The sequence below is a fragment of the Nocardioides sp. SRI_004 genome, from assembly GCF_057586415.1.
In genome coordinates, this window is sequence record NZ_JBYCZV010000006.1 from 191,038 (window position 1) to 216,961 (window position 25,924).

The window sequence follows — 25,924 nt, forward strand, 5'->3', positions numbered from 1 at the left end:
GACTGCCCGGTGCGCTACGCCAGGCGCGGCAGCACCTGCTCGCCGTAGAAGGCGATCATCTCCCGCCAGTGCGGTCCGATGTTGCTCACGTAGAGCTCGTCGAAGCCCGCGTCGGCGTACTCCTGCACGGCCTGCACGTGCTCCTCGACGTCGCGCCCGGCGACGACGCCCTGAGCGGTGCTCTCCTTCGTCACCAGCTGCGAGGCCTGCTCGAAGTGACGGGGCGAGGGCAGCACCTGCGCCAGCTCGCCCGGGAGGCCGGCGTTGGCCCACAGGCGGTGCGCGTGCTCGACGCCCTCCTCCGCGGTCGGCGCCCACGCGACCTTGAGGCCGGCGGCCGCCGGCTTCCCGCCGGAGAGGTCGCCGAACAGGCTGCGCAGCTCGCGGTCGGGGCTGGTGCTCACGAAGCCGTCGGCGATGGCGGCGGCGACCCGCGTCGCCTTCTCCCCGAAGGCCGACATCCAGATCGGGAGGGGCTCCTCGGGCACGGTCCAGAGCTGGGCGTCGTCGACGGTGAAGTAGGTCCCGCGGTGGTCGACCGTCTTCCCGGTGCACAGCTCCCGGATCAGGGCGACGGCCTCGCGCAGCATCTCGATGCGGACGTCGAAGGACGGCCAGACCTCACCGGTGAGGTGCTCGTTGAGCGCCTCGCCCGTGCCCACGCCGAGGCGGAAGCCCGGGTTCATGACGGCACAGGTCGCCGCAGCGTGGGCGACGACGAGCGGACCGGTGCGGCCGATGGGACAGGTCACGGCGGTCATCACCGGCAGGCTCGTGGCCTGCGCGACGGCACCGATCACCGGCCACACCATCGGGCTCTGCCCCTGCTCGGAGTTCCACGGGTTGATGTGGTCGCTGATCCACAGGCCGGCGAAGCCGGCCTCCTCGGCGGCGACCGCCTGTCCGACGAGCTGGTCGGGGGTGTGCTCCTCGCACGAGAGGAAGTAGCCGATCTTCATGGGAAGCCCTTCGTGGGGGGTCGGGTGCGTCCTCCCGGGCGCTACCCGGACCACAGCACGGCATCCGCGCCTGCCAGTAGGGTCGCGCCATGAGCACTGACTGGCGCAGCGACCTGGTCGAGCGGGTCCGCTCCCTCATCGAGACGGCGGAGCCCGCCGTCGTCGAGGAGGCCAAGTGGAGGAAGGCCTCCAACCCCGACGGCGTCCCCACCTTCTCGGCCGACGGGCTGATCTGCACGGTCGAGACCTACAAGGACAAGGTGAAGCTGACCTTCGCCAAGGGCGCCTCCCTCGCCGACCCCGCCGGCCTGTTCAACGCCAGCCTCGACGCGGGCACCCGCCGCGCCATCGACGTCTTCGAGGGCGAGGAGCTCGACGGCGACGCGCTGGTCGCACTCGTCCGCGAGGCCGTCGCGCTCAACCGCTCCTGACATGTCCATGCACTACGTCGGGATCGACCTCGCCTGGGGAGAGCGCAGGCCCACCGGCCTCGCGGTCCTCGACGCGGACGGGGTGCTGCTGGCGGTGTCCGCGGTGCGGACCGACGAGGAGATCGAGGCCGCCCTGGCGTCGTACGTCGAGGGGGAGTGCCTGGTCGCGATCGACGCGCCGCTGATCGTGCGCAACGCCACCGGCAACCGGCCCGCGGAGAAGCAGCTCAACAAGGACTTCGCGCGCTTCGACGCCGGCGCGCACCCCTCCAACACCGGCAAGCCCGAGTTCAGCGAGCAGCCGCGCGCCGCGCGCGTGGCTGCCCGGCTCGGCCTCGACATCAACCCGTGGTCGCGGAGGCCGCGGAGGGGGATCGAGGTCTACCCGCACCCGGCGACGGTCGCGCTGTTCCGGCTCGGGCGCACGCTGAAGTACAAGGACAAGCCGGGGCGCGACCTCGAGCACCTGCGGGCCGAGCTGCTGGTGCTGATGCGCCTGGTGGAGGGCCTCGCCAGCGCCGAGCCGTCGCTGCGGGTGGAGGGCCCGGCCTGGCGTGCGTTGCACGCTGCGGTGGTCGCGGCGGCGCGCAAGAGCGAGCTGCGCGTCGTGGAGGACCAGGTCGACGCCGTGGTGTGCGCCTACATCGCCCGCTTCGCCGACCTGCGGCGGGAGGACACGGTCGTCTACGGCGACCTCGACTCCGGCTACATCGTGACCCCGGCACTGCCCGACGACCTGGTCCCGACGCCGCGGCAGAAGCAGGTGGCGCTCGCGGCGGCCACCCCGGCGGTCGTCGCGGCGCCGGACATCGGCGCCGCCGTTCGTGAGTACGCCGAGGGCTGGCCCGCCGTCCGCGACGCGACGGACCGCTTCGTCGCCCTGGTCACCTCGGTGCTCGACGAGGCCGGCATCAACTACCTGACCGTCACCGGACGGGCCAAGTCGGTCACGTCGTTCGCCGCGAAGGCGGCCCGGACGGCCGGCGGACACCCCGTCTACGCCGATCCGCTGCGCGAGGTCACCGACCAGGTCGGCGTCCGCGTCATCACCTACGTCCACAGCGACGTGCAGGCCGTCGCCGACCTGCTCGCCGACCAGGTCACCCTCCTCGACGACCGCGACATGGGGCGGGAGACGGCGAGCGAGGGCCGGTTCGGCTACGCCAGCCGCCACCTCCTGGTGAAGGTGGACGACATGGCCGCCACGAACGGGGTCGCGCAGGTGCAGATCCGCACCGTGCTGCAGCACGCGTGGGCGGAGTTCGAGCACGACATCCGCTACAAGGGGACCATCCCCGACGAGCACGTCCCCGACTTCGACCGTCGGTTCACCCTGGCCGCGGGGCTGCTCGAGCTCGCCGACCGCGAGTTCTCCATCATCCGCGAGCGGATCCAGCCCGGCTTCGCCGACGAAGGCGAGCCGGTGGGCGGTCCGGACGACGACCCGCGGATCCCGCCGCGCGAGCTCGCGGCCTTCCTGGCCGGCCAGTACGCCGACGCCGGCTGGTCGCGCACCGACCACTACGTCTGGATGGCCACCATCGTCCTGGAGCTCGGCATCACCTCGCTGTCGGCGCTCGGCGAGGTGCTGCGCCAGGTCGACGCCGACCTGCTGCGGGAGCGGATGGGCTACCGCTACCCGCCCGGCGCCGTACGACGGCTCGACGACGCGCTGCTGTGGACCTACGGCGAGGAGTACGTCGAGCTCCGCGCCAACGCCGACCGGGTCGGCGCCCTGCGGTCCCGGCTCGCGAGGATGCGCGGGGGACTTCCGACGTAACGGGCTGCTCCGCCGTCTCCGGACGCGAGGTCGGGGTACCGGTGCGGGTCAGTGACCACGACACCGAGGAGGACCACGATGGGCAGCTCCCTGACGACCGGCGCGGACGGCGTCACCGACACCGAGGCCGGAGCGCCGCAGGAGCACAAGCGGATCGCCTTCCTGGTGGCCGCCGAGGGGATCGAGCGGGTGGAGCTCGACGATCCCTGGAAGGCAGTCGTCGATGCCGGCCACGACGCAGTGCTGGTCAGCCCCGAGGGCGGCCAGGTGCAGACCTTCGACCACCTCGACAAGGCGGCGACGCGCGACGTCGACGTGACGGTCGCCGATGCCGACGCCGACGAGTTCGACGCGCTCGTGCTCCCCGGCGGTGTCGCCAACCCGGACGCCCTGCGCACGGACGCCGGCGCGGTGGCGCTCGTGAAGACGTTCATGGAGTCCGGCAAGACGGTCGCCGCGATCTGCCACGCCCCGTGGACGCTCATCGAGGCGGACGTCGTCCGGGACCGGCGGCTGACCTCCTGGCCCAGCCTGCAGACCGACCTGCGCAATGCGGGGGCGGACTGGGTGGACGAGCGGGTCGTCACCGACGGCAACCTGATCACGAGCCGCAAGCCGGACGACCTGCCCGCCTTCGTCGCGGCGCTCGTCGAGGCCGTCGAGCACGGCGTCGACTCGGCACGGTCCGCCGACGTGTGAGCCGGAGGCGCACGTGGACGTGACGACCGTCGAGGACGCCGAGCGGCCGGCGGACCGACCCACGCTGTCGTGGGAGCGGGTCCGCAAGGCGGCGGACAAGCTGACCACGCCGCTCCTCCCCGACGACTACCTGACCCTCCTCAACCCGCTGTGGAGCTCGCGTGAGCTCCGCGGCCGGGTGGAGGAGGTCATCCGCGAGACGGACGACGCCGCGACGCTCGTCATCCGGCCCGGCTGGGGATGGCGCTACCTGCACCGGCCGGGCCAGTTCGTCGGGATCGGCGTCCAGGTGCAGGGCAAGTACCACTGGCGCTCCTACTCGGTGAGCTCCCCGCCGGTCCGGGCCGGGCGCACGCTGGCCATCACGGTGCGGGCGATGCCGGAGGGCTTCCTGTCCGACCACCTGGTCAACGGGCTCGAGCCGGGCACGATCGTCCGGCTGGCGACGCCGAGCGGCGACTTCGTGCTGCCGGACCCGCCTCCCGCGCGGTCGCTGTTCCTCGTCGGGGGCAGCGGGATCACCCCGGTGATGTCGATGCTGCGGACGCTGGACCGGCGCGGCACGATGTCCGACGTCGTCCTCCACTACTCGTCGACGACCCCCGAGCGGATGATCTTCCGCGACGAGCTGCTGGCCCTGCACGACAAGCATCCGTCGTTCGTGCTGCACGAGCGGCACACCGACGCCGAGGGCGTGCTCGAGCTCGCCTCCCTGGACGACGTGGTCCCCGACTGGCGCGACCGCGAGACCTGGGCCTGCGGACCCGCGCCCATGCTCGACGCCATCGAGGAGCACTGGGAGCGGGCCGGGCTGACGGACCGGCTCCACCTCGAGCGCTTCTCGTTGGCGCTGTCCGGCGACGGGGGAGAGGGCGGCACGATCACCTTCCAGAACTCCGGCCGGCAGGCGGAGGCCGACGGTGCGACCACCGTCCTCGAAGCCGGCGAGTCCGCCGGCGTCGGCATGCCCTACGGCTGCCGCGTCGGGATCTGCCACACCTGCACCGTCACCAAGATCTCCGGCACGGTCCGCGACCTGCGCAACGGCAACGACTTCGACCAGCCCAACGAGCAGGTCCAGACGTGCGTCACCGTGCCGGTCGGCGCGTGCGTGCTCGACATCTGACCCCCACCAACCGACAACCCGACAGCCCGCCACCCCTGGAGGAACCATGGCCATCGCCGACGTCGCGGAGTATGCCCACCTGACCCCCGAGGAGGTGGACGAGATCGGCCGCGAGCTCGACGCCATCCGGGCGGAGATCGAGGAGTCCCGGGGCGCGGCCGACGCCGCCTACATCAACCGGGTGATCCGCACCCAGCGCTGGATGGCGGCCGCGGCCCGCATCGGCATGATCGCGAGCGCGCCGCTGCCCGGCAAGGTGCGCCGCCCCGTGGTGGCCGCCAGCGCGGTCAGCCTGGGCCTCGCCAAGATCCTCGAGAACATGGAGATCGGGCACAACGTCATGCACGGCCAGTGGGATTGGATGAACGACCCCGAGATCCACTCCTCGACGTGGGAGTGGGACACCGGCCAGCCCGCCGAGCAGTGGAAGCACAGCCACAACTACATCCACCACCAGTTCACCAACGTGCTCGGCTACGACAACGACATCGGGTACGGCGTCCTGCGCATGGCCCGCGAGCAGAAGTGGCACCCGGTCAACCTCGGCCAGCCGGTCTACAACGCCCTGCTCGCCGGTCTGTTCCAGTGGGGCGTGGCGCTCCACGACCTCGACCTCGAGGCGATCCGCAAGGGCAAGAAGGACCCGAAGGAGATGAAGCGCCAGCTGCGGCAGATCCTGAGGAAGGGACGCAACCAGATCCTCAAGGACTACGTGCTGTACCCGGCGCTCACCGGCAGGCACTGGCGCTCGACCATCAAGGCCAACGCCAGCGCCAACCTGATGCGCAACCTCTGGGCCTACCTGATCATCTTCTGCGGCCACTTCCCCGACGGGGCGCTCCACTTCACCGAGGACGAGCTCGACGACGAGTCGCGCGCCGAGTGGTACCTCCGCCAGATCCTCGGCACCGCCAACTTCGAGGGCAGCAGGCTGCTGCACGTGATGAGCGGCAACCTCGGCTACCAGATCGAGCACCACCTGTTCCCGGACCTGCCCAGCAACCGGTACGCGCAGATCGCCCCTCGGGTCCGCGAGCTGTGCGACAAGTACGACATCCCGTACACCACCGGACCGCTGCACCGGCAGTACGGCCAGGTCCTGCGCGTGATCATGAAGCTGTCGCTCCCCAACCGGCTCACCAGCGACGACAAGCCGCCGACCGGCACCGACGTGACCATCGAGCACGGTCGCCGGCGGCAGGAGGCCCGTCAGCAGCGCCGGCGCGAGCTCGGGGGCTGGTCCCGCTCCGACCAGGCCTCCGCCTGAGCACGGCCGTGCCCGCTCCGCCCACCCTCGTCGGGTTCGCGTGGTGCGACGGCGTCCTCGACCGTCGTACCGTCGTCCGGTGCGCGCTCGCCCGGGTGTGCGGCAGGTGCGGGCGAAGCCTCGGTCGCCCCGTCGTCTTCGTCGGCGACCACGACGAGCACGACCGGAACTCCTTCCACCTGCCACCGCTGCACGAGGAGTGCGGCCAGGACCTGCTCCGGGCCGCCGGACCCGGCCACGTGCTGGTGCGCACGGGCGGCTTCGAGTTCGTCCGGCCCGGACGCGACGACCCCGACGAGGAGCCGCGCTTCGTGCCGAACTCGCTCCTGTGAGCCCCACGCACCCGTCGCCGGGCGCGGACGTGACCCGCGCCACCACGAATCCGAGGGTGGGCTGGGGCGGTGCGGGTACTGCGCGGCGATGCAGACGCAGCCCCGCCGTACCGTCGAGACCTGGCCCGGGGCGGCGTACCCCCTCGGCGCGACCTTCGACGGAAGCGGGACCAACTTCGCGCTCTTCAGCGAGGTCGCGGACCGGGTCGAGCTCTGCCTGGTCGACGTCGACGCCGACGGGTCCCGCCAGGAGACGCGGGTCGAGCTCACCGAGGTCGACGGCTACGTCTGGCACGCCTACCTGCCGCAGGTCCAGCCCGGCCAGCTCTACGGCTACCGGGTGCACGGCCCGTGGGACCCGGCGCAGGGGCTGCGCTGCAACCCGGCGAAGCTGCTGCTCGACCCCTACGCGAAGGCGACGGTGGGCGAGGTCGACTGGGGCCAGAGCCTCTTCGGCTACGACTTCGGCGACCCGGACTCGCGCAACGACGACGACTCGCTCCAGCAGATGGTGCTCGGGGTCGTCACCAACCCGTGGTTCGACTGGGAGGGCGACCGGCCCCCGCGCACGCCGTACGCCGAGACCGTGATCTACGAGGCCCACGTCAAGGGCCTCACGGCGACCCACCCGGAGGTGCCGGAGGACCTGCGCGGGACGTACGGCGGGCTGGCCCACCCGGCCGTCGTCGAGCACCTCCAGGGCCTCGGCGTCACCGCGCTGGAGCTGATGCCGGTGCACCAGTTCGTGCACGACGACGTCCTGCTCCAGCGGGGACTGCGCAACTACTGGGGCTACAACACGCTCGGCTTCTTCGCCCCGCACGGGGGCTACGCGGCCAGCCCGGACCCGGGCCACCAGGTCCAGGAGTTCAAGGCGATGGTCAAGGCGCTGCACGACGCCGGCATCGAGGTCATCCTCGACGTGGTCTACAACCACACCGCGGAGGGCAACCACCTCGGCCCGACCCTGAGCTTCAAGGGCATCGACAACCCCGCCTACTACCGGCTCGTGGACGACGACCGGCAGTACTACATGGACTACACCGGCACGGGGAACTCGCTCAACGCCGGCAACCCACACTCCCTGCAGCTGATCATGGACTCGCTGCGCTACTGGGTCACCGAGATGCACGTCGACGGCTTCCGCTTCGACCTCGCCTCGGCCCTCGCCCGCGAGTTCTACGACGTCGACCGGCTCGCCACCTTCTTCGAGCTGGTGCAGCAGGACCCGGTGGTCAGCCAGGTGAAGCTGATCGCCGAGCCGTGGGACGTCGGTCCCGGCGGCTACCAGGTCGGCGGGTTCCCGCCGCAGTGGACGGAGTGGAACGGCGCCTACCGCGACACGGTCCGCGACTTCTGGCGCGGCGAGCACAACCTCGGCGAGCTCGCCAGCCGCCTCGCGGGTTCGGCCGACCTCTACGAGCACACCGGGCGGCGGCCGGTCGCGAGCATCAACTTCGTGACCGCGCACGACGGGTTCACGCTGCGCGACCTGGTGTCCTACGAGAGCAAGCACAACGACGCCAACGGCGAGGACGGGCGTGACGGCGCCGACGACAACCGCTCGTGGAACCACGGTGTCGAGGGGCCGACCGACGACCCCGGCATCAACGAGGCGCGCGCCCGCGACCAGCGCAACCTGCTCGCGACGTTGCTGCTCAGCCAGGGCGTGCCGATGGTGCTGCACGGCGACGAGCTGGGGCGCACCCAGCAGGGCAACAACAACACCTACGCCCAGGACTCCGCGCTGAGCTGGGTCGACTGGGAGCGGGTCGACCGTCCGCTGTGCGAGTTCGTCGCCGAGCTGACCCGCCTGCGCCGGAAGCACCCGTCGCTGCGCCGCCAGCGCTTCTTCACCGGGACGACGGTGCGCGCAGGGGAGGGGGAGCGGCTCAACGACATCGTCTGGCTCCACCCGGAGGGCCGTCCGATGGAGGACGAGGACTGGGGAGACCTGCGCACGCTGGGGATGTACCTCAACGGCGACGGCATCGCCGGCCGCGACCGCCAGGGACGGGCGATCCGCGACGACCACCTCCTGCTCCTCCTCAACGGCGACGACGCGCGGGACGTGACCCTCCCCGACGAGGAGTACGCCGCGTCCTGGCAGGTGGTCCTCGACACGAGCGGGACCTGCGCGACGGACCAGCGCCTCGACGCCGGGGGGATCCTCGCCCTGCCGCACCGCTGCGTCGTCGTGCTGCGCCAGTGGCACGAGCCGGAGCCGGTCGCCGACGTCAGCCCGGCGGCGTCCGTGGCCTCCCTGGCGGAGGACCAGTGAGCGCCGGCCGGGTGCCGAGCAGCACCTACCGCCTGCAGGTCCGCGAGTCCTTCGACCTCGACGCCGCCCGCGAGCTGCTGCCCTATCTGGACGAGCTCGGGGTCGGCTGGGTGTACCTCTCCCCGATCCTCGAGGCCCATCCCGGCAGCGACCACGGGTACGACGTCGTCGACCCCACCCGCGTCGACCCGGCCCGCGGCGGGCCGGAGGCCCTCGCCCGCCTCTCGGCCGAGGCGCACCGCCGGGGGATGGGCGTCGTCGTCGACATCGTCCCCAACCACGTCGGGGTGGAGAGCCCGGCGACCAACGGCTGGTGGTGGGACGTGCTCAAGCACGGCCGCGACTCGCGCTTCGCACGCTTCTTCGACGTCGACTGGGTGGCCGGTCGTGGCCGGGTGCTGCTGCCGGTCGTCGGCGACGAGGACCGGCCCGACCCGGAGGGCCCGATCGCCAACCTCAGGCTGGTCGACGGCATGCTCGGCTACCACGACCACCGCTTCCCGATCGCCCCCGGCACGGACGAGGGGACGGACGACCCGCAGCTGGTGCACGAGCGCCAGCACTACCGGCTGGTCAGCTGGCGGGCGGCCGACGACGACCTCGACTACCGGCGCTTCTTCGCCGTCAACACGCTCGCCGGCGTGCGGGTCGAGGACCGCGACGTCTTCGAGGCGAGCCACGTGGAGATCGCCCGCTGGTTCCGCGAGCGGCTGGTCGACGGCCTGCGCGTGGACCACCCGGACGGGCTGCGGCACCCGGCGGCGTACCTCGACGACCTGGCGGACCTCACCGGCGACGCCTGGGTGGTCGTGGAGAAGATCCTCGAGCCCGGTGAGGGCCTGCCCGCCCGCTGGCGCACGGCCGGGACCACCGGCTACGACGCGCTCGCCCTGATCGACCGGGTCCTGGTCGAGCCGTCCGGCGGCCAGGTGCTCGCGGCCCTCGACGACCGGCTCCGCGAGGACGGCCGGCCCTGGCCGGAGCTCGTGCGCACAAGCAAACGTCACGTCGCGGAGACGATCCTGCACGCGGAGGTACGACGCATCGCCCGCGAGATCGCCGTCGAGCTCGAGGTGGACCCCGACCGCTCGTGGCGCGAGCCCGTCGAGGAGGTCCTGGTCGAGCTGCTCGCCGCCTTCCCCGTCTACCGCAGCTACCTGCCCGCGGGCCGCCGCCACCTGCAGCAGGCGGCCGACGCCGTCCGCGCCGAGCGCCCGGACCTCGCCGACGCGCTCGACCTCGTCCTGCCGGTCCTCGCGGACCGTGTCCGGGCGCCCTCGCTGCGCTTCCAGCAGACGAGCGGGATGATCATGGCGAAGGGGGTCGAGGACCGGGCCTTCTACCGGCGCAGCCAGCTGACCTCGCTCAACGAGGTCGGGGGCGACCCGTCGGAGTTCTCGATCCGGTCCGACGCCTTCCACGCCGCCATGGCCCGCCGCCAGGCCACCAGCCCCGAGGCGATGACCACCCTCAGCACCCACGACACCAAGCGCGGCGAGGACGTCCGCGCGCGGATCAGCGTGCTCGCCGAGGTGCCGCACTGGTGGGAGGAGACCCTCGCCGCGCTCCTCGCGGCCGCACCGGCACCGCCCGGCGGCTTCCCCCACCTGCTGCTGCAGGCGGCCGTCGGCGCCTGGCCGATCTCGCGCGAGCGCCTCCACGCCTACGCCGAGAAGGCGATGCGCGAGGCGGGGGAGCACACCACCTGGACCGCACCCGACCCGTCGTACGAGACCTCGGTGCACACCCTCGTCGACGCGCTGTACGACGATCCCGCCGTGACCGCCCTCGTGGAGCGGGCCGTGGCCCGGCTGGCCACGCCGGGCTGGAGCAACGCGCTCGCCGCGAAGCTGCTCAGCCTCACCGTGCCGGGCGTCCCCGACGTCTACCAGGGCAGCGAGCTGTGGGAGCAGAGCCTCGTCGACCCCGACAACCGCCGGGCCGTGGACTTCGACCTGCGCCGCAAGCTGCTGTCCGCGCTCGCCGCCGGGACGCCGGTCGGCGCGGCCAGCGGGCCGGACGACGACGGCTGCAGCAAGCTGCACGTGGTGCGCACGGCGCTCCGGCTGCGGCGCGACCGGCCCGACCTGTTCACCCGGTACGACCCGGTCGTGGCGACCGGGCACGCTGCGCGGCACGTGCTCGCCTTCGACCGCGGCGGTGCGCTCACGATCGTGACCCGGATGCCGATCGGGCTCGAACGCAGCGGCGGCTGGCGGCAGACCCCCCTGCACCTACCGCCGGGGGAGTGGCGCGACCTGCTCACCGGGCGCCCGGCGGCGGCCGAGGTCGGCTCGCTGCTCGCGGACCTGCCCGTCGCCCTCCTCGTGCGGGAGGACCGATGACGTTCGAGGTCTGGGCGCCGCGTGCGCGGCGCGTGCGACTGGCGCTCGACGGCGCCGTCCACCCGATGACGTCGGTCGCGGGTGGCTGGTGGGCGCCCGCGGCCGACCCGGGCCTCGTGCCCGACGGCACCCGCTACGGCTACCTCCTGGACGACGACGAGCAGGCCCTCCCGGACCCCCGCTCGCGACGGCAGCCCGACGGCGTGCACGGGCTCTCGGCCACCTTCGACGCCGCGGCGCACACCTGGGGGGACCGTGGGTGGACCGGACGCCAGCTCGCCGGGGCCACGATCTACGAGATGCACGTCGGCACGTTCACCCCGGAGGGCACGCTCGACGCGGCGGCAGACCGGCTCGACCACCTCGTCGGCCTCGGCGTCGGTTTCGTGGAGCTGATGCCGGTCAACGCCTTCAACGGGGTGCACAACTGGGGATACGACGGCGTGCTGTGGTCGGCCGTGCACGAGCCCTACGGCGGCCCGGCGGCGTACCAGCGCTTCGTGGACGCCTGCCACCAGGCGGGCATCGGGGTCATCCAGGACGTGGTCCACAACCACCTCGGACCGTCCGGCAACTACCTGCCCCGCTTCGGTCCCTACCTGAAGGACGGTCGCAACACGTGGGGCGACCTGGTCAACCTCGACGGCGAGGGCTCGGTCGAGGTGCGCCGGTACATCATCGACAGCGCCCTCATGTGGCTGCGCGACCACCACGTCGACGGCCTGCGCCTCGACGCCGTCCACGCCCTGTCCGACGACTCCGACGTGCACCTGCTGGAGGAGCTGGCGGTCGAGGTCGCCGCGCTGTCGGCGCACCAGAACCGGCCGCTGACGCTCATCGCGGAGTCCGACCTCAACGACACCCGCCTGGTCACCCCGCGCGAGGGCGGCGGCTACGGCCTCGACGCCCAGTGGAGCGACGACTTCCACCACGCCGTCCACGTCGCCCTCACGGGCGAGACCGACGGCTACTACGCCGACTTCGCGCCGCTCGGCGCGCTGGCGAAGGTGCTCGATCGCGGCTTCTTCCACGACGGCACCTTCTCGAGCTTCCGCGACCGTGACCACGGCCGGCCCGTCGACACCGAGCACATGCCCGCGTGGCGGCTCGTCGTGTGCGCCCAGAACCACGACCAGGTCGGCAACCGTGCGCGCGGTGACCGCACCGCCGAGCACCTCGACGAGGGGCGCCTCCTGTGCGCCGCCCTGCTGACGCTGTGCTCGCCCTTCACCCCGATGCTCTTCCAGGGGGAGGAGTGGGCGGCCAGCACGCCCTTCGCGTTCTTCACCTCCCACCCCGAGCCGGAGCTGGCGCGGGCGACCGCGGAGGGCCGCCTCGCCGAGTTCGAGCGGATGGGGTGGGACCCCGACGAGGTGCCCGACCCGCAGGACCCGGCGACCTTCGCGCGCAGCCGGCTCGACTGGGACGAGGCCGACGAGGGCCGCCACGCCCGGGTGCTGGCCGGCTACCGCCGCCTGGCGGCGCTGCGCAGGGAGCTCCCCGGGATCACCGACCCCCGCTTCGGGACGGCCCGGGCCGACGAGGCGAGCCGACAGCTGACCCTGGAGCGCGGGGCGCTCGCGGTGCACGTCAACCTCGGTGGGGACGCCTGGGAGGTCGGGAGCGGCGAGGTCCTGTTCAGCACCGCCCGGCCCGGCGACCCCGCCTTCGTGGCCGCGGAGGTCGTGGTCCCGCCCGGCAACGGCGTGCTGGTACGACGCTGAGCCGCGACCGGCGCCCCCTGCCGGACATCAGACCGGCAGGGTGACGTCCTCGCCCGGGTCGAGCCACGTGATCCGGTCGGCGAGCGGCGACCGCGCGAGCACGGCCTCGGCGGGGGCGCGACCCTGCTGGAAGTGCGACCAGCCCTCGTAGTGCACCGGCACCACGTGGGCCGGGTCGACCAGCTCGATCAGCTCGGCACCCTCGCGGGCGTCCATCGTGTAGCGCAGCCAGCCCGACAGGTAGCGGAACCGGACCGACCCGAGGTGCAGCAGCACGGTGCCGATCCGCAGCCGCGACGGGACCTCCCGCAGCGCGGGGTACAGCACGGTGTCGCCGGTGACCCAGAGCTCCCCGTTCTCCTGGCCGGCCCAGGCGAGGGAGAACCCGATCACCGGACCCGTGATCGGGTCGCTGCCGACCGGTCCGTGCCGGCAGGGCGTCGCGGTGACGGTGATCGTCTCCTTGCCCGGCGCCTCGAGCGTCGTGGTCTCCCAGGGCGCGAGCCCGATCGCGCCGTTGCCGAGCTTCGCGGCGCCCTTCGTGGTGGTGACGGTCGTGCCCCAGGTGGGCAGCAGGTCGCGGGCCGACGGGTCGAGGTTGTCCCCGTGGTGGTGGTGGCTGACCAGCACGGCATCGACCGGGCCGAGCTCCCCGGGCTGGATCGAGGGGCCCACGAGCTTGCGCGACGTCGTACCCCAGCCGAAGAAGTAACGCCGGCCCGGCGGGTCGAAGGTCGGATCGGTCAGGATCCGCCACCCGCCGACCTCGATCAGCGTCGTCGGGCCGCCGATGTGCGTGATCCTCGTCTCGGACATGAGCCGACTCTAGGGAAGGTGCGAGACCGTAGCATCGCTTTCCGTTCCTGCCGTCCGCCGAAAGGGCTCCCCGTGCGCGCCACCGCAACTGCCACCGTCCAGGCTCCCGTCGACCAGGTGTGGGCCTCACTGTCCCACCACGAGGGCATGGCCTCGTGGGGGCCCGGGATGAAGGTGTCGCTGGACGAGGAGGGCGCGCCGGAGCGCAACGGCGTCGGCGCCGTACGACGGATCAAGGCGCCCGGCCCGGCGCCGGCGATCGTCGAGGAGATCACCCGCTTCGAGGCCGGCCGGGTGCTCGGCTACAAGGCGCTGGGCGGCGTGCCGTTCCGCAACTACAGCGGCGAGGTCGTGCTCTCCGCGACCGGCGGGGGCACCCGCATCGAGTGGACCCTCACCGCGGACCAGAGGCTGCCGGTGGTCGAGCAGGTCGCGCTGAAGGCGGTCGTGACGACGCTGCTGCAGCTCCTGGTCCGTTCGGTGAAGAAGGGCTGACGCTCCGCCGGACGGCCCGGCTCAGGCCATCTCGGGCACGTGCAGGTGGGCGTAGGCGAGCTCGAACTCGTGCACCTCGACCACCTGGCCGGAGGCCTCGGTCGCGGTCCGGGTCCGCATCTCGTCGGCAGCCGACCGGCTCGCCTCCATCGTCTCCCGCGTCTCCCACGTGGTGGTCGCGCAGCACAGGCCGGACGCGCGGTCCACGAGGAGGCTGGCGCTGCAGAAGCCGTCCATCTCCTCGAGCTGGGAGAGCAGCACCGTCCGGAAGGTCTCGGCCATCGTGTCGACGTCGCCCTCCAGCCAGCTCACCCGGCAGCACTCGCCGTGGTGGCTGCGGTGCATCGCGACGATCTCCCACGAGTCGACCTGCATCGACGCGCCGAGGATGTCGCGACCGCGCTCGCGCATCGACCGCAATGTCGCGTCGCTGGCCGTCATCGCCTCCTCGGTCTCCCAGGAGCTGGTGGCGATGCAGTAGCCGGTGTCGCGGTCGACCAGCAGCGACAGGCCGCGACAGCCGTCGGTGTGGGCGAGCATCGGGCCTGCCTCGGCCTCGACGAACTTGATGCCCGCGTCGATGTTCTCGGGCCTGCCGTGGAACGTGCTCGAGCGTGCGTACACGGCCCACTCCTCTCAGGGACAGGGCGACGCCCGACCGGCATCGCCGGTCCTCCCTGCATACTCCTCCGCGCCCGCGGGCGCCATCCCTACCCGTCCGTAGGTCGGGGCGGGCGGTGCGAGACGGCGTCGGCGACGTCGGCCGGGGTCACGTCGACCTCGCTCGGGTCGGCCTCCGCGTCGATGCTCGTCACCGGCTTCGCCGGCTGCTTGCGCGGGCGCTTCGGCTTCGCGACCGGGGAGGGATCGAGGCCGAGCTCCTCGGTCACGTTGACCGGACGGTCCGGGGAGATCTCGACCTCCGGACCGGGCGGGACGGACTCGGCCTTGTTCGTGCCGATCACACTCCGGGCGAGCCGGGTCGCCGTGCCCGCGAGGGTGAACGGTGCCTTCAGTACGTCGTGGGCGATGCCCTTGAGGGTGGAGATCGGGTTCATGCGATGGGCGGTACCCCGACCCGCGGCCTCCACCCGCGGGACGTGGGTCACGGCGGATCCGTGCCGACAGATTTCCGCTGGCGGGTCGTCGTACTGACGTGATGCTGTTCGTGGTGGGGGTGAAGGCGGTGATCGGCACCGCCCGCAACCGAGGAGAGCAGCGATGACGCACTACCTGATGTCCGTGGTCGGTCCGGTCGAGTACGACGACGAGTTCTTCGGCTACGGCTCGAAGGAGGAGATGGAGCAGTCGTTCGCCGAGACGGGCGCCTTCAACGACCAGCTCAAGGCGGACGGCTACTGGGTGTTCGCGGGAGGGCTGCAGTCGCCCGCGAACGCGACCGTCGTCGACGGCCAAGGGGCCACGCCGGTCGTGACCGACGGTCCCTACCTGGAGACCAAGGAGGCGATGGCCGGCTTCTGGGTGATCGACGCGCCCGACCTCGACGTCGCGATCAAGCTCGCCGCCGCCGCGTCGAAGGCGTGCCGCGGCAAGGTCGAGGTGCGGCCGTTCGACGGCCTCGCGTGACGGGTCAGGCGTCGACCGGGCGCTCGTTGTAGGCGCCGGCGAGCTCCTGGCCGGTCAGCGCGTGGATCGCGTCCATGATCTCGTCGGTCGCCTCGCGACGCGCCTTGCCCGGCGCCACGCCGTCGAAGCGGCCGGTGAAGTCGAGCGGCTTGCCGAAGCGGACCGTCACCTTGGCCCGCCGCGGCCAGCTCGAGTCGACCGGCTGGAGGTGGTCGGTGCCGACGAGGCCGACGGGTACGACGGGTACGCCGGCGGTGAGCGCCAGCTGCGCCACGCCGGTCCGCCCGCGGTAGAGCCGTCCGTCGCGCGAGCGGGTGCCCTCGGGGTAGATGCCGAACGCCTCGCCCCGGCCGAGCACCTCGAGCGCGACGTCCAGCGAGTTCAGGGCCGCGCGGGTGTCGTCGCGGTCGACCGGCACCATGCCGAGCCCCTCGAACCACGCCTTGCTGATCCGGCCCTTGACCCCGGAGCCCGTGAAGTACTCCGCCTTCGCCAGGAACACCACCTTGCGCGGCGCCACGATCGGGATCACCACGCTGTCCGCGAAGCTCAGGTGGTTGCTCGCGAACAGGACCGGCCCCGTCAGCGGCACGTTGTCGACGCCCTCGATGGTGGGGCGCCAGATGGCGCGCGCGAGCGGAGGAACCACGGAGTGGAGGACCTCGTACAGCACGGGTCCACCCTAGGGCGTGACGATGGCGGCGGCGTGACGGGACGACGACCGTGGGATTGCGTGCGTGCCCTGCATCAGGCGATGGGCTGGTAGCGGCCGGTGTCGGTGTGGGCGCAGCGGGGCTGGCGGCGGCTGGGTGGGGTGGGTGCGGTGGTCGGTCGCTGCATGAATCCCCGGTCGACCGGGGATTCATGCACATGTCAGGCGTTGCAACGCCTGACATGTGCATGAAGTGCCCGTCCGGTGGCCCAGAAGTGGCAACGGCCGGGTGCTGGGTTCGTGGTCATTCATGGCGATGGGCAGGTCCTTCAGCAGGTCGCGACTCGACACCGTCGTACGGCGCGCCGGCGGGAGGCGAGCAGGCCCCTGCCAGAATGCGAGGGTGGCCGCCCTCACCGACACGCTCCGACCTGCGCACGGACCGCTCTGGCGCAACCGGCTCGCGCTCGCCCCGCTGACCAACACCCAGAGCAACGACGACGGCACCTTGTCCGACGACGAGCACGACTGGCTGGTGGCGCGCGGTCGCGGCGGCTTCGGGCTGACCGTGACGTGCGCGGCGTACGTCGCCCCCGAGGGCCGGGCGTGGCGCGGACAGCTCGGCATCGCGAGCGACGAGCACCTTCCGGGACTGACCCGGCTGGCCCAGAGCCTGCGCGCCACCGGAACCCGCTCGGCGGTGCAGCTGCACCACGCCGGGATGCGCGCCGACGCGGCCCTCAACGGCGTACCGAATGTCGCCCCGTGGGACGAGCCCCGCAAGGATGCCGTCGCACTGACGCCGGAGGGCGTCGACCGGGTCATCGCCGCGTTCGTCGACGCCGCGGTCCGGGCCGAGCGCGCGGGCTTCGACGGGGTCCAGGTGCACGGCGCCCACGGCTACCTGTTGGCGCAGTTCCTCGACGGCCGCTCGAACCACCGGACCGACGGCTACGGCGGGAGCCTCGAGGACCGGATGCGGGTGCTGCACGAGGTGCTGACCGGGATCCGTGCCGCCACCGGGCCCGACTTCCAGGTCGGCCTCCGCCTCACGCCCGAGGGATACGGCGTCACGGTCGCCGAGGCGCGCGAGACCGCCCGGTCGCTGCTGGCGACGGAGCTGTTGGACTTCCTCGACATGTCGCTGTGGGACGTGACGATGTGCCCGCGCGACACGACGGTCGACGGGCGGCTCGTCGAGCACTTCACGGACCTCCCTCGCCACGGCGCCCTCCTCGGCGTCGCCGGGGGAGTGACGTCCGCGGAGGAGGCGCGCTGGTGCCTGGAACAGGGCGCCGACTTCGTCACCGTCGGGATCGGCGCGATCCTGCACCACGACTTCGCCGCCCGGTCGTTGGCCGACCCCGGCTTCCGGGCCCGCGAGCGTCCGGTGCCGGCGGCGGACCTCCGCGCCGAGCACGTCGGCCCGCTCTTCATCGACTACCTCGCCGCCGGGTGGGACGACCTCATCGCCTGAACGGCGCCGTTCCTCGGTTGCTGCGTCCTGTCGCAAGGCAGCGTGGTCGACTGCGTGGACCACCGAGACGGGGCCTCTCCTCGACGCGACAGGATGCCCGGGGAGGGCCGGGGTATCGCGAGCCCACGCCCCGGAGGACGGAGTAATCGTGAACACGCCGGTCTGGCTGGACGCAGGTCTATGGGGGCTGCTCGCCGGAAGCGCACTGGTGGTCGGGGCGGCGATCGCGTGGTTCGTCCCCGTGCCGCGGTCCGTGGTCGCTTCGATCATGGCCTTCGGGGCGGGGGTCCTCATCTCGGCGTTGGCGTTCGACCTGGTCGACGAGGCCGAGGCCACCGGGGGCCTGGGGCCCACGTTGCTGGGGTTCCTGGTCGGTGCGACGGCCTACGTTGGGGCAAACCTCGTGCTCGCGAGACGCGGGGCACGGCACCGCAAGCGCTCCGAGGACCAGCAAGCCACCGAGGACGACCACCCGGGCAGCGGCAGCGCCATCGCCGTGGGAGCACTGCTGGACGGCGTCCCGGAGTCGGTGGTCCTGGGGCTCTCCCTGCTGGGCGGCGGCGGGGTCGGAGTGCCCGTCCTGGCTGCGATCTTCATCTCCAACCTCCCGGAGGGCCTTTCCAGCGCGGCTGGCATGAAGCGAGCGGGCCGGAGCGCTCGCTTCGTCTTCACGACCTGGGGAGGCATTGCCCTGGCCAGCGGTATCGCCGGCATGCTCGGGTGCCTGCTGCTCCGGGACGCCTCGCCCGAAGGAGTCGCCGTGATCACCGCACTCGCGGCGGGAGCGATCCTGACGATGATCGCGGACACCATGATCCCGGAGGCCTTCGAGCGCACCCATCTCTACGTGGGCCTCATCGCCGCCGTCGGCTTCGCCCTGGCCTTCGCGCTCGAGCGCGGCTGACCTCGGCCGTCGGCGTGTCCCGGCTGTCCCTGACGCTCACCGCGCCCGGTTGCCCCACCCTCCCGTCCGCGCCGCCGCAGCGACAGCGGCCGCAACGGCAGGCAGGTCCTCCCGCACCAACCCGCACGTGACCCGGACGTGCGGGTCGTCGGGGAGCAGCTGGAAGGGCGAGCCCGCGGCCACGCCGATGCCCTGGCTGGCGAGCCGGACGAGCGCGGCCTCCTGGTCGTGGACGGGGACCCACACGTTGAGCCCCTCGACGCCACCCACCTCGACACCCTCGGCGGCGAGCGCGTCGACGAAGGCGGTACGACGGGCGGCGTACTCGACGCGGGCGGCCTCGACCTCCGCGCGCGAGCCGGGGTCGGTGAGCAGGTGGAGCAGGATCCGCTGGAGCAGGCGGCTGCTCCAGCCCTGGCCGAGCTGGCGCAGGTGGCGCACGCCGTCGACGACCGGTGCCGGGCCGCTGAGGGCGGCGAGGCGCAGGTCGGGGCCGTGCGACTTGGAGTAGCTGCGCAGGTGGACGGTCTGGTCGGGGAGGTGGGTGGCGAGGGTGACCGGGGCGGGGCCGCCGAGGGCGCTCGCGGAGTCGTCCTCGACGACGAGCACGTCGTGGTCGCGGAGCAGGTCCGCCAGCACCGAGGCCCGGGCCGGGCTCGTCGAGGCCCCCGTGGGGTTCTGCGCGCGCGGCTGCAGGACCACGGCGGCGATCGGCTCTGCCAGGGCGTCCTCGAGTGGTCCCGGCTCGATGCCCTCGCTGTCGAGCGGCACCCCGACGACCACGGCGCCCAGGGCCTCGAGCAGGTCCAGCAGGGGAGGGAAGCCGGGGTGCTCGACGACCACGCGGTCGCCGTACTGCAGCCGGCTGCGGAGCACGAGCTCCAGCCCGTCCATCGCTCCGTCGACGACCGTCAGCGCCTCCGGCTCGTAGGGCCAGGAGGCGAGCAGGACCTCGCGCAGCTCGGGCAGGACGGGGTCGTCGAGGTAGGAGTGCGGTGTGCCGGCGGTGGTGAGTGCCTGCAGGGCGCCACCGAGGGCGGGCAGCAGCTCCTCGTCGGGCACGCCGGTGGACAGGTCGAGCGGGAAGGCGGCCGGCTTCTCCAGCGCCTGCTGGTAGCGGCCGGTGCGCGGGGCGGAGGTGTCGGCGACGACCGTGCCGCGACGTCCGGCGGTCCGCAGGGTCCCGGCGCGGGTCAGCAGGGCCCAGGCGGCGCTGACGGTCGTGGGGGAGAGGGCCAGCTCGTGCGCGAGCTCGCGGATCGGCGGCAGGCGGTCGCCCGGGGCCAGCACGCCGTCGCGGATCGCCCGGCCGACAGCGGCGGCGAGGCCCTTGGAGGTGGGCTCGGCGAGCCGGGTCTCGATCCCGGAGATGAGCTCCTTCGACGGCGTCGGCACCTTTGCAACATAGCAATACGCTCTTTGCTGTGGCTAGAGATGGAACATAATCTGTGGTGCATGAGCACCCGCATCTCGCACTGGATCGAGGGCCGCGTCGTCGCGGGCACCTCGGGTCGCACCGCTGACGTCTTCAACCCGGCCACCGGCGCCGTCTCGGGGCAGGTCGACCTCGCCTCGACCGCCGAGGTCTCCGCAGCGGTCGCGACCGCGGTCGAGGCCGCGAAGCAGTGGCGCAGCTCGTCGCTCTCGCAGCGCTCCGGCGTCGTCTTCGCCTTCCGCCAGCTGCTCCACGACCGCTCCGACGAGCTGGCCCGGATCATCACCGCCGAGCACGGCAAGGTGCACGCCGACGCCCTCGGCGAGATCGCCCGCGGCCTGGAGAACGTCGAGTTCGCCGCCGGTGTCCCGCAGCTGCTCAAGGGCGGCTTCTCCGAGCAGGCCGCGACCGGCGTCGACGTCTACAACATCCGCCAGCCGCTCGGCGTCGTCGCCGGCATCACGCCCTTCAACTTCCCGGCGATGGTCCCGCTCTGGATGTGCGCCAACGCCATCGCCTGCGGCAACGCGTTCGTCCTCAAGCCGAGCGAGAAGGACCCCTCGGCCGCTCTCTTCCTGGCGCAGCTGTGGAAGGAGGCCGGCCTGCCGGACGGCGTCTTCACCGTCGTCCACGGCGACAAGGAGGCGGTCGACGCGCTGCTGACCCACCCCGACATCGCGGCCGTCAGCTTCGTCGGCTCGACCCCGATCGCGCAGTACATCTACGAGACCGGCACGGCCCACGGCAAGCGCGTCCAGGCCCTCGGCGGCGCGAAGAACCACGCCCTCGTGCTGCCCGACGCCGACCTCGACGTCGCCGCCGACGCCATCGTCTCGGCCGCCTACGGTGCCGCCGGCGAGCGCTGCATGGCGCTGTCCGTCGCGGTCGCGGTCGGCGACATCGCCGACCCGCTGGTCGAGGCGATCGCCGTGCGCCTGCCCAAGCTCGTCGTCGGCGACGGCGCGGAGCCGGGCACCGACATGGGCCCGCTCATCACCCGCGAGCACCGCGACAAGGTGGCGTCGTACGTCGACTCCGGCGAGGCCCAGGGGGCGAGCGTGGTCGTCGACGGTCGCGCGGCCGACGTCCCCACCGACGGCTTCTTCCTCGGCACGACCCTGCTCGACCACGTCACGCCCGACATGACCTGCTACCGCGACGAGATCTTCGGCCCGGTGCTCGGCGTGGTCCGGGTGGAGACCTACGAGGAGGGCCTCGAGCTGATCAACTCCAACCAGTTCGCCAACGGCACCGCGATCTTCACCCGTGACGGCGGCGCGGCCCGGCAGTTCCAGTTCGACGTCGAGGTCGGCATGGTCGGCATCAACGTGCCGATCCCGGTGCCGGTCGCCTACTACTCCTTCGGCGGCTGGAAGGACTCCCTCTTCGGCGACACCCACATGTACGGGCCCGAGGGCATCAACTTCTACACCCGCGGCAAGGTCGTCACCTCGCGCTGGCCCGACCCGGCCACCTCGAGCGTCGACCTCGGCTTCCCGCGCACCCGCTGAGGAGCCCGCGATGAGTGACTCCACCTCCGGCAGCGCGAGTCTCCTGCCGTCGTACGACGCCGAGACGATCCGGCGCCTCGACAAGGCCCACGTCTTCCACTCCTGGTCGGCCCAGGCGCAGATCGCGCCCCTGTCGGTCACGCGGGCGGAGGGCAGCTTCTTCTGGGACGGCGACGGCAACCGCTTCCTCGACTTCTCCTCGCAGCTGGTCAACGTCAACATCGGCCACCAGCACCCGGCCGTGGTGGCCGCGATCCAGGAGCAGGCCGGCCGGCTGGCCACCCTCGCCCCCGGCTTCGGCAACGACGTGCGGGCCGAGGCCGCCCGGCTGATCGCGGAGGTCGCTCCCGGCGACCTGGACAAGGTGTTCTTCACCAACGGCGGCGCCGAGGCCAACGAGAACGCCATCCGGATGGCGCGCGTGCACACCGGCCGGCACAAGGTGCTCTCGGCCTACCGGAGCTACCACGGCGCCACGGCCGGCGCGATCGCGCTGACCGGCGACCCGCGGCGCTGGGCCTCCGAGCCCGGCATCTCCGGGATCGTCCGCTACTGGGGTCCCTACCCCTACCGCTCGGCGTTCCACGCCACCACCGAGGCCGAGGAGTGCGAGCGCGCCCTGGCGCACCTGCGCGACCTGGTCGCTGTCGAGGGCCCGCAGACGATCGCGGCGATCATCCTCGAGACGGTGGTCGGCACGAACGGCATCCTGGTGCCGCCGGAGGGCTACCTCGCCGGGGTCCGGGCGCTGTGCGACGAGTTCGGCATCGTGATGATCGCCGACGAGGTGATGGCCGGCTTCGCCCGCTGCGGCGAGTGGTTCGCGGTCGACCGGTGGGGCGTCGTACCCGACCTGATCACGTTCGCCAAGGGCGTCAACTCCGGCTACGTCCCGCTCGGCGGCGTGGTCATCTCGGAGCGGATCGCGGCGACCTTCGCCGACCGTCCGTTCCCCGGCGGGCTGACCTACTCCGGCCACCCGCTGGCCTGCGCCTCGGCCGTCGCGTCGATCAACGTGATGCGCGAGGAGAAGGTCGTCGAGAACGCCCGTCGCCTCGGCGACGACGTGATCGGCCCGGCCCTGCGCGCCCTCGCGGACAAGCACCCGAGCGTCGGCGAGGTCCGCGGCCTCGGTGTCTTCTGGGCCCTCGAGCTGGTCCGCGACCGTACGACGCGCGAGCCGCTCGTGCCCTTCAACGCCTCCGGCGCCGACGCGGCCCCGATGGCGGCGTTCGCGGCGGCGTGCAAGGCCGGCGGGGTGTGGCCGTTCGTGCACTTCAACCGCACGCACGTCGTCCCGCCGTGCACGACCAGCGACGAGGACGTGCTGGCCGGCATCGCGGTGCTGGACAAGGCGCTCGACGAGGCCGACAAGCACTACACCGGCGCCTGAACCGTCCCGGTGGTTGAGGTGCGACGAGCGCCAGCGAGGAGCCTCGAAACCCCGGGGGCGCCTCGCACCTCAACCACCGGAGGATGTCAGGAGTCGAAGCCCAGGCCCAGCCGGTCCAGGGTGCGCAGCCACAGGTTCCGGCGCCCGGTGGCGTCCGCTCGGGCGGACGCCCACCGGGTCAGCTGGATGCCGGTCCACGCCAGCGGCTCGGGCGGGAAGGGCAACGGCTTCTCGCGCACCATCGCGAGCCGGGTCCGCGGGGTCTCCTCGCCCGCGAGCAGGTCGAGCATCACCTCGGCCGCGAACCGGGACGCGCCGACGCCGAGGCCGGTGAAGCCGGCGGCATAGGCGACCCGGCCGCGCCTGGCGGTGCCGAAGAAGGCACAGAAGCGGGTGCAGGTGTCGATGACGCCTCCCCAGCGGTGGCTGAACCCGACACCGGCCAGCTGCGGGAAGGTCTCGTAGAAGTGCTCCGCCAGGACCCGGTGGGTCGCGGGGCGCTGCTCGTGTCCCGGCGCGATGCCCTTGCCGAAGTGGTAGACGGCGTCGTACCCGCCCCAGAGGATGCGGTCGTCCGCGGTCAGCCGGTAGTAGTGGAAGAGGTTGCCGGAGTCGGCGACCCCGCAGCGGCTGTCCCAGCCGACGGCAGCCAGCTGGTCGGCGCTGAGCGGCTCGGTGGCGAGCACGTGGTCGTAGACCGGTACGACGCGCGTCGAGACCCGGCGCAGCAGGCCCGGGAAGGCGTTGGTCGCCATCGCGACGTGGCGGGCGCGGATCGTCGCGCCGGAGGCGGTCGTCGCCTCGACCGCACCGCCGGGTCCGCGGCCGCGGAGCCGGGAGACCGACGTCCCCTCGGCGACCACCCCGCCGAGCGACTCGACCGCGGCGGCCAGTCCCCACGCCAGGCGCGCCGGGTCGACCATCGCGCAGCCCTCGGCGTCGAGCCGGCCGGCGAGATAGGTGGGGGAGTCGACCAGCGCGCGGACGGCGCCGGCGTCGAGGAAGCCGTCCTCGTCGGGGGCGAGCCCCTCCACCTCGTGCGGCCGGGTGGCCACGGAGAGCTGCCCCGTGCGGCGGAGGTCGCAGTCGATGCCGTAGTGCTGCACGGCCGCCTCGATGGCGTCGAGGTTCTCGAGCCCGAGGCGCTCCAGCTCGTCGTACTCGTCGGGCCAGCGCTCGCGCCCGTTGTCCTCGCCGTGGGTGAGGCTGGCCTCGCAGAAGCCGCCGTTGCGACCGGTGGCCTGCTCGGCGATCCGGTCCCGCTCGACGACCAGGACGGAGCGCCCGGGCTCCCGCTCGAGCGCGCAGAGGGCGGTCCAGAGGCCGGTGAAGCCGCCGCCGACGACGAGCAGGTCGACGTCGGTCGCCGTCGTCACGGCCGGACGTGGTGCCGGACGGTCGGGGGTGTCGAGCCACAGCACGCGGGGTGCGGCGGCGTCGGCGCGGGCATGGGCGTCGGACGGGCTCACTGCTCGCGCTGACCCCACGGGGCGCCGTACGCCGTCAGCAGGTCGAGGAAGGGCACCGCGTCGAACGCCTCCGGACCGAGCACGCCCGCACCCTGCCACACCCCGGTGGCGAGCAGCTCGAGCGCGACGACGGGGTTGACCGCGGTCTGCCAGACCACGCACTGGTGGCCGTACTCGCGCATCGACCACTCGTTGTCGACCACGTGGTAGAGGTACGTCGACCGGGGGTTGCCGTCCTTGCCGGTCCCCGTCACCCACAGCCCGGCGCAGGTCTTGCCGGTCATCCGCGGGCCGACCGTCGCCGGGTCGGGCAGCACGGCCGCGACGACGTCGCGCGGCGACACCTCGACGCCCTTGACCGTGACCTTCTCCGTGCGGTCGAGCCCGAGGGTGTGGAGCACCTTGAGGATGGTGATGAACTCCTCGCCGAGGCCGTACTTGAAGGTGACCCGCCGGCAGTCGACCCAGCGCGGCATGAGGAGCACCTCCTCGTGCTCGACGTTGACGCACTCGACCGGGCCGATGCCCTCGGGGAAGTCGAAGACCTCCGGCTCGCTGAACGGGGGAGTGGTGAACCAGCCACGGTCCCTCTCCCACACCACGGGCGGGTTGAGGCACTCCTCGATCGTGGTCCACATCGAGAACGACGGCGCGAAGACCTCGTTGCCGTCGTCGTCGGTCACGACCAGGTTGGCGCCGTCGCGGGTGGCCAGCTCGTCGATCTCGCTGAACAGGTGGTCGGCCGCGTAGCGGGCGAAGACGTCGGAGAGCCCGGGCTCGACGCCGATCCCGACGAGGGCGAGCCGCCCGGCCTCCTCCCACTCGGCGGCCGCGGCGAACTGCTCGTCGCCGAGCTTCACGCCCGTTCTCTCGTACGGCGCCTCGGGGTGCGGCCGCGAGAGCGACATCGCCATGTCCAGGTAGTCGGCGCCCGCGGCGAACGCGCCCTCGAAGACCGGCATGTCGAACACGGGATCCACCGCGTTCATCACGTGGGTGATCCCGTGCTCGCGGCAGAGCGCGGTCACGGCCTCCGCCGAGGAGGCGTCGACCCGCGCGGCGACGAACCGCTCGTCGCCGGCCGCGGCCCTCTCGGCCTTCGCGAGGTCGTGGTCGGCGACCACGACCTGCTCGAAGAAGTCGCGGCGGGCCGCGATCGCGGCGAAGGCGCCGCCGACACCGCCCGCGCCGACCAGCAGGATCCTCATCGGCCTTCCTCCGGTCGTCGAGGAGGTCGCGCT

At 72.6% G+C, this 25,924-nt stretch carries 23 protein-coding genes; 15 read left to right on the plus strand and 8 right to left on the minus strand.

From position 1 onward, the window contains the following. Positions 1 to 14 precede the first annotated feature (14 nt). Positions 15 to 959: a TIGR03557 family F420-dependent LLM class oxidoreductase gene (locus AC2YHB_RS10420; protein ID WP_487353839.1), complete on the minus strand. Its 945-nt coding sequence runs from the start codon at positions 957 to 959 to the stop codon at positions 15 to 17. An 89-nt stretch (positions 960 to 1,048) separates the two neighbouring features. Between AC2YHB_RS10420 and AC2YHB_RS10425 the strand changes: the two genes are divergently transcribed. The 9 genes from AC2YHB_RS10425 (at position 1,049) to treZ (ending at position 12,944) form a co-directional block, all read left to right on the plus strand. Continuing rightward, positions 1,049 to 1,390 (plus strand): DUF1801 domain-containing protein, encoded by a 342-nt coding sequence (locus tag AC2YHB_RS10425; protein ID WP_179647299.1) that lies wholly within the window; start codon positions 1,049 to 1,051, stop codon positions 1,388 to 1,390. A 1-nt stretch (position 1,391) separates the two neighbouring features. Next, positions 1,392 to 3,170 (plus strand): DUF429 domain-containing protein, encoded by a 1,779-nt coding sequence (locus AC2YHB_RS10430; protein ID WP_306457077.1) that lies wholly within the window; start codon positions 1,392 to 1,394, stop codon positions 3,168 to 3,170. A 78-nt stretch (positions 3,171 to 3,248) separates the two neighbouring features. Next, positions 3,249 to 3,869, plus strand: coding sequence for a type 1 glutamine amidotransferase domain-containing protein (locus AC2YHB_RS10435; RefSeq protein WP_179647298.1), 621 nt, complete (start codon positions 3,249 to 3,251; stop codon positions 3,867 to 3,869). Between the two features lie 13 nt (positions 3,870 to 3,882). Continuing rightward, positions 3,883 to 4,995: a ferredoxin reductase gene (locus tag AC2YHB_RS10440; RefSeq protein ID WP_242530248.1), complete on the plus strand. Its 1,113-nt coding sequence runs from the start codon at positions 3,883 to 3,885 to the stop codon at positions 4,993 to 4,995. A 46-nt stretch (positions 4,996 to 5,041) separates the two neighbouring features. After that, entirely contained in the window at positions 5,042 to 6,262 is a 1,221-nt protein-coding gene (locus AC2YHB_RS10445; RefSeq protein WP_179647297.1) for a fatty acid desaturase family protein, read from the plus strand. An 8-nt stretch (positions 6,263 to 6,270) separates the two neighbouring features. Further along, a complete protein-coding gene (locus AC2YHB_RS10450; protein WP_036544748.1) occupies positions 6,271 to 6,594 on the plus strand; it encodes a hypothetical protein in 324 nt (107 codons plus the stop codon). 88 nt (positions 6,595 to 6,682) lie between these two features. Further along, positions 6,683 to 8,875, plus strand: coding sequence for a glycogen debranching protein GlgX (gene glgX / locus AC2YHB_RS10455; RefSeq protein WP_179647296.1), 2,193 nt, complete (start codon positions 6,683 to 6,685; stop codon positions 8,873 to 8,875). Beyond that, positions 8,872 to 11,220, plus strand: coding sequence for a malto-oligosyltrehalose synthase (gene treY, locus AC2YHB_RS10460; RefSeq protein ID WP_487353840.1), 2,349 nt, complete (start codon positions 8,872 to 8,874; stop codon positions 11,218 to 11,220). Before glgX ends, treY begins: the two co-directional genes overlap by 4 nt. Beyond that, a complete protein-coding gene (treZ, locus tag AC2YHB_RS10465; protein ID WP_179647294.1) occupies positions 11,217 to 12,944 on the plus strand; it encodes a malto-oligosyltrehalose trehalohydrolase in 1,728 nt (575 codons plus the stop codon). The genes treY and treZ overlap by 4 nt, the downstream gene beginning before the upstream one ends. Before the next feature lie 27 nt (positions 12,945 to 12,971). Here the strand turns inward: treZ and AC2YHB_RS10470 are convergent, their stop codons facing one another. Next, the gene (locus AC2YHB_RS10470) at positions 12,972 to 13,760 is read right to left on the minus strand and encodes an MBL fold metallo-hydrolase (protein WP_179647293.1); all 789 of its coding nucleotides are present in this window, start codon (positions 13,758 to 13,760) and stop codon (positions 12,972 to 12,974) included. A 72-nt stretch (positions 13,761 to 13,832) separates the two neighbouring features. Between AC2YHB_RS10470 and AC2YHB_RS10475 the strand changes: the two genes are divergently transcribed. Further along, a complete protein-coding gene (locus AC2YHB_RS10475) occupies positions 13,833 to 14,255 on the plus strand; it encodes an SRPBCC family protein (RefSeq protein ID WP_179647292.1) in 423 nt (140 codons plus the stop codon). 21 nt (positions 14,256 to 14,276) lie between these two features. Here the strand turns inward: AC2YHB_RS10475 and AC2YHB_RS10480 are convergent, their stop codons facing one another. Then, the gene (locus AC2YHB_RS10480; protein WP_179647291.1) at positions 14,277 to 14,879 is read right to left on the minus strand and encodes a hypothetical protein; all 603 of its coding nucleotides are present in this window, start codon (positions 14,877 to 14,879) and stop codon (positions 14,277 to 14,279) included. Between the two features lie 86 nt (positions 14,880 to 14,965). Next, complete coding sequence (locus AC2YHB_RS10485) at positions 14,966 to 15,313, minus strand: hypothetical protein (RefSeq protein ID WP_207006044.1); 348 nt, start codon at positions 15,311 to 15,313, stop codon at positions 14,966 to 14,968. Between the two features lie 163 nt (positions 15,314 to 15,476). On the opposite strand from AC2YHB_RS10485, the gene AC2YHB_RS10490 reads away from it, so the two are divergent. Then, positions 15,477 to 15,842 carry a YciI family protein gene (locus tag AC2YHB_RS10490; RefSeq protein ID WP_036544761.1) on the plus strand — a complete coding sequence of 122 codons (366 nt, stop codon included), beginning with the start codon at positions 15,477 to 15,479 and terminating at the stop codon, positions 15,840 to 15,842. Positions 15,843 to 15,846: 4 nt separating this feature from the next. Here AC2YHB_RS10490 and AC2YHB_RS10495 read toward each other — a convergent pair whose 3' ends face one another. Further along, on the minus strand, positions 15,847 to 16,515 hold the full coding sequence (locus AC2YHB_RS10495; RefSeq protein WP_308645429.1) for a lysophospholipid acyltransferase family protein: 669 nt from the start codon (positions 16,513 to 16,515) through the stop codon (positions 15,847 to 15,849). A 382-nt stretch (positions 16,516 to 16,897) separates the two neighbouring features. Here AC2YHB_RS10495 and AC2YHB_RS10500 point away from each other — a divergent pair, with 382 nt between their 5' ends. Continuing rightward, positions 16,898 to 17,971 carry an NADH:flavin oxidoreductase gene (locus AC2YHB_RS10500; protein WP_308645428.1) on the plus strand — a complete coding sequence of 358 codons (1,074 nt, stop codon included), beginning with the start codon at positions 16,898 to 16,900 and terminating at the stop codon, positions 17,969 to 17,971. A gap of 148 nt (positions 17,972 to 18,119) precedes the next feature. After that, the gene (locus AC2YHB_RS10505; protein WP_207006041.1) at positions 18,120 to 18,875 is read left to right on the plus strand and encodes a ZIP family metal transporter; all 756 of its coding nucleotides are present in this window, start codon (positions 18,120 to 18,122) and stop codon (positions 18,873 to 18,875) included. 36 nt (positions 18,876 to 18,911) lie between these two features. Here AC2YHB_RS10505 and AC2YHB_RS10510 read toward each other — a convergent pair whose 3' ends face one another. Beyond that, complete coding sequence (locus AC2YHB_RS10510; protein ID WP_179647288.1) at positions 18,912 to 20,270, minus strand: aminotransferase-like domain-containing protein; 1,359 nt, start codon at positions 20,268 to 20,270, stop codon at positions 18,912 to 18,914. A 60-nt stretch (positions 20,271 to 20,330) separates the two neighbouring features. On the opposite strand from AC2YHB_RS10510, the gene AC2YHB_RS10515 reads away from it, so the two are divergent. After that, positions 20,331 to 21,821: a CoA-acylating methylmalonate-semialdehyde dehydrogenase gene (locus AC2YHB_RS10515; RefSeq protein ID WP_179647287.1), complete on the plus strand. Its 1,491-nt coding sequence runs from the start codon at positions 20,331 to 20,333 to the stop codon at positions 21,819 to 21,821. 10 nt (positions 21,822 to 21,831) lie between these two features. Then, positions 21,832 to 23,214, plus strand: coding sequence for an aspartate aminotransferase family protein (locus AC2YHB_RS10520; RefSeq protein ID WP_179647286.1), 1,383 nt, complete (start codon positions 21,832 to 21,834; stop codon positions 23,212 to 23,214). A gap of 86 nt (positions 23,215 to 23,300) precedes the next feature. Here AC2YHB_RS10520 and AC2YHB_RS10525 read toward each other — a convergent pair whose 3' ends face one another. Both AC2YHB_RS10525 and AC2YHB_RS10530 read right to left on the minus strand, forming a co-directional pair. Beyond that, a complete protein-coding gene (locus AC2YHB_RS10525; protein WP_308645427.1) occupies positions 23,301 to 24,683 on the minus strand; it encodes an NAD(P)/FAD-dependent oxidoreductase in 1,383 nt (460 codons plus the stop codon). Then, positions 24,680 to 25,891 (minus strand): saccharopine dehydrogenase family protein, encoded by a 1,212-nt coding sequence (locus tag AC2YHB_RS10530; RefSeq protein ID WP_179647284.1) that lies wholly within the window; start codon positions 25,889 to 25,891, stop codon positions 24,680 to 24,682. The genes AC2YHB_RS10525 and AC2YHB_RS10530 overlap by 4 nt, the downstream gene beginning before the upstream one ends. Positions 25,892 to 25,924 lie beyond the last annotated feature (33 nt).

Excerpts from the sequence above, each read along its gene's own strand:
- AC2YHB_RS10420 (WP_487353839.1), bottom strand. The coding sequence starts at position 959 with ATGAAGATCGGCTACTTCCTCTCGTGCGAGGAGCACACCCCCGACCAG.
- AC2YHB_RS10425 (WP_179647299.1), top strand. The coding sequence starts at position 1,049 with ATGAGCACTGACTGGCGCAGCGACCTGGTCGAGCGGGTCCGCTCCCTC.
- AC2YHB_RS10430 (WP_306457077.1), top strand. The coding sequence starts at position 1,392 with ATGTCCATGCACTACGTCGGGATCGACCTCGCCTGGGGAGAGCGCAGG.
- AC2YHB_RS10435 (WP_179647298.1), top strand. The coding sequence starts at position 3,249 with ATGGGCAGCTCCCTGACGACCGGCGCGGACGGCGTCACCGACACCGAG.
- AC2YHB_RS10445 (WP_179647297.1), top strand. The coding sequence starts at position 5,042 with ATGGCCATCGCCGACGTCGCGGAGTATGCCCACCTGACCCCCGAGGAG.
- glgX (WP_179647296.1), top strand. The coding sequence starts at position 6,683 with ATGCAGACGCAGCCCCGCCGTACCGTCGAGACCTGGCCCGGGGCGGCG.
- treZ (WP_179647294.1), top strand. The coding sequence starts at position 11,217 with ATGACGTTCGAGGTCTGGGCGCCGCGTGCGCGGCGCGTGCGACTGGCG.
- AC2YHB_RS10470 (WP_179647293.1), bottom strand. The coding sequence starts at position 13,760 with ATGTCCGAGACGAGGATCACGCACATCGGCGGCCCGACGACGCTGATC.
- AC2YHB_RS10485 (WP_207006044.1), bottom strand. The coding sequence starts at position 15,313 with ATGAACCCGATCTCCACCCTCAAGGGCATCGCCCACGACGTACTGAAG.
- AC2YHB_RS10490 (WP_036544761.1), top strand. The coding sequence starts at position 15,477 with ATGACGCACTACCTGATGTCCGTGGTCGGTCCGGTCGAGTACGACGAC.
- AC2YHB_RS10515 (WP_179647287.1), top strand. The coding sequence starts at position 20,331 with ATGAGCACCCGCATCTCGCACTGGATCGAGGGCCGCGTCGTCGCGGGC.
- AC2YHB_RS10520 (WP_179647286.1), top strand. The coding sequence starts at position 21,832 with ATGAGTGACTCCACCTCCGGCAGCGCGAGTCTCCTGCCGTCGTACGAC.
- AC2YHB_RS10530 (WP_179647284.1), bottom strand. The coding sequence starts at position 25,891 with ATGAGGATCCTGCTGGTCGGCGCGGGCGGTGTCGGCGGCGCCTTCGCC.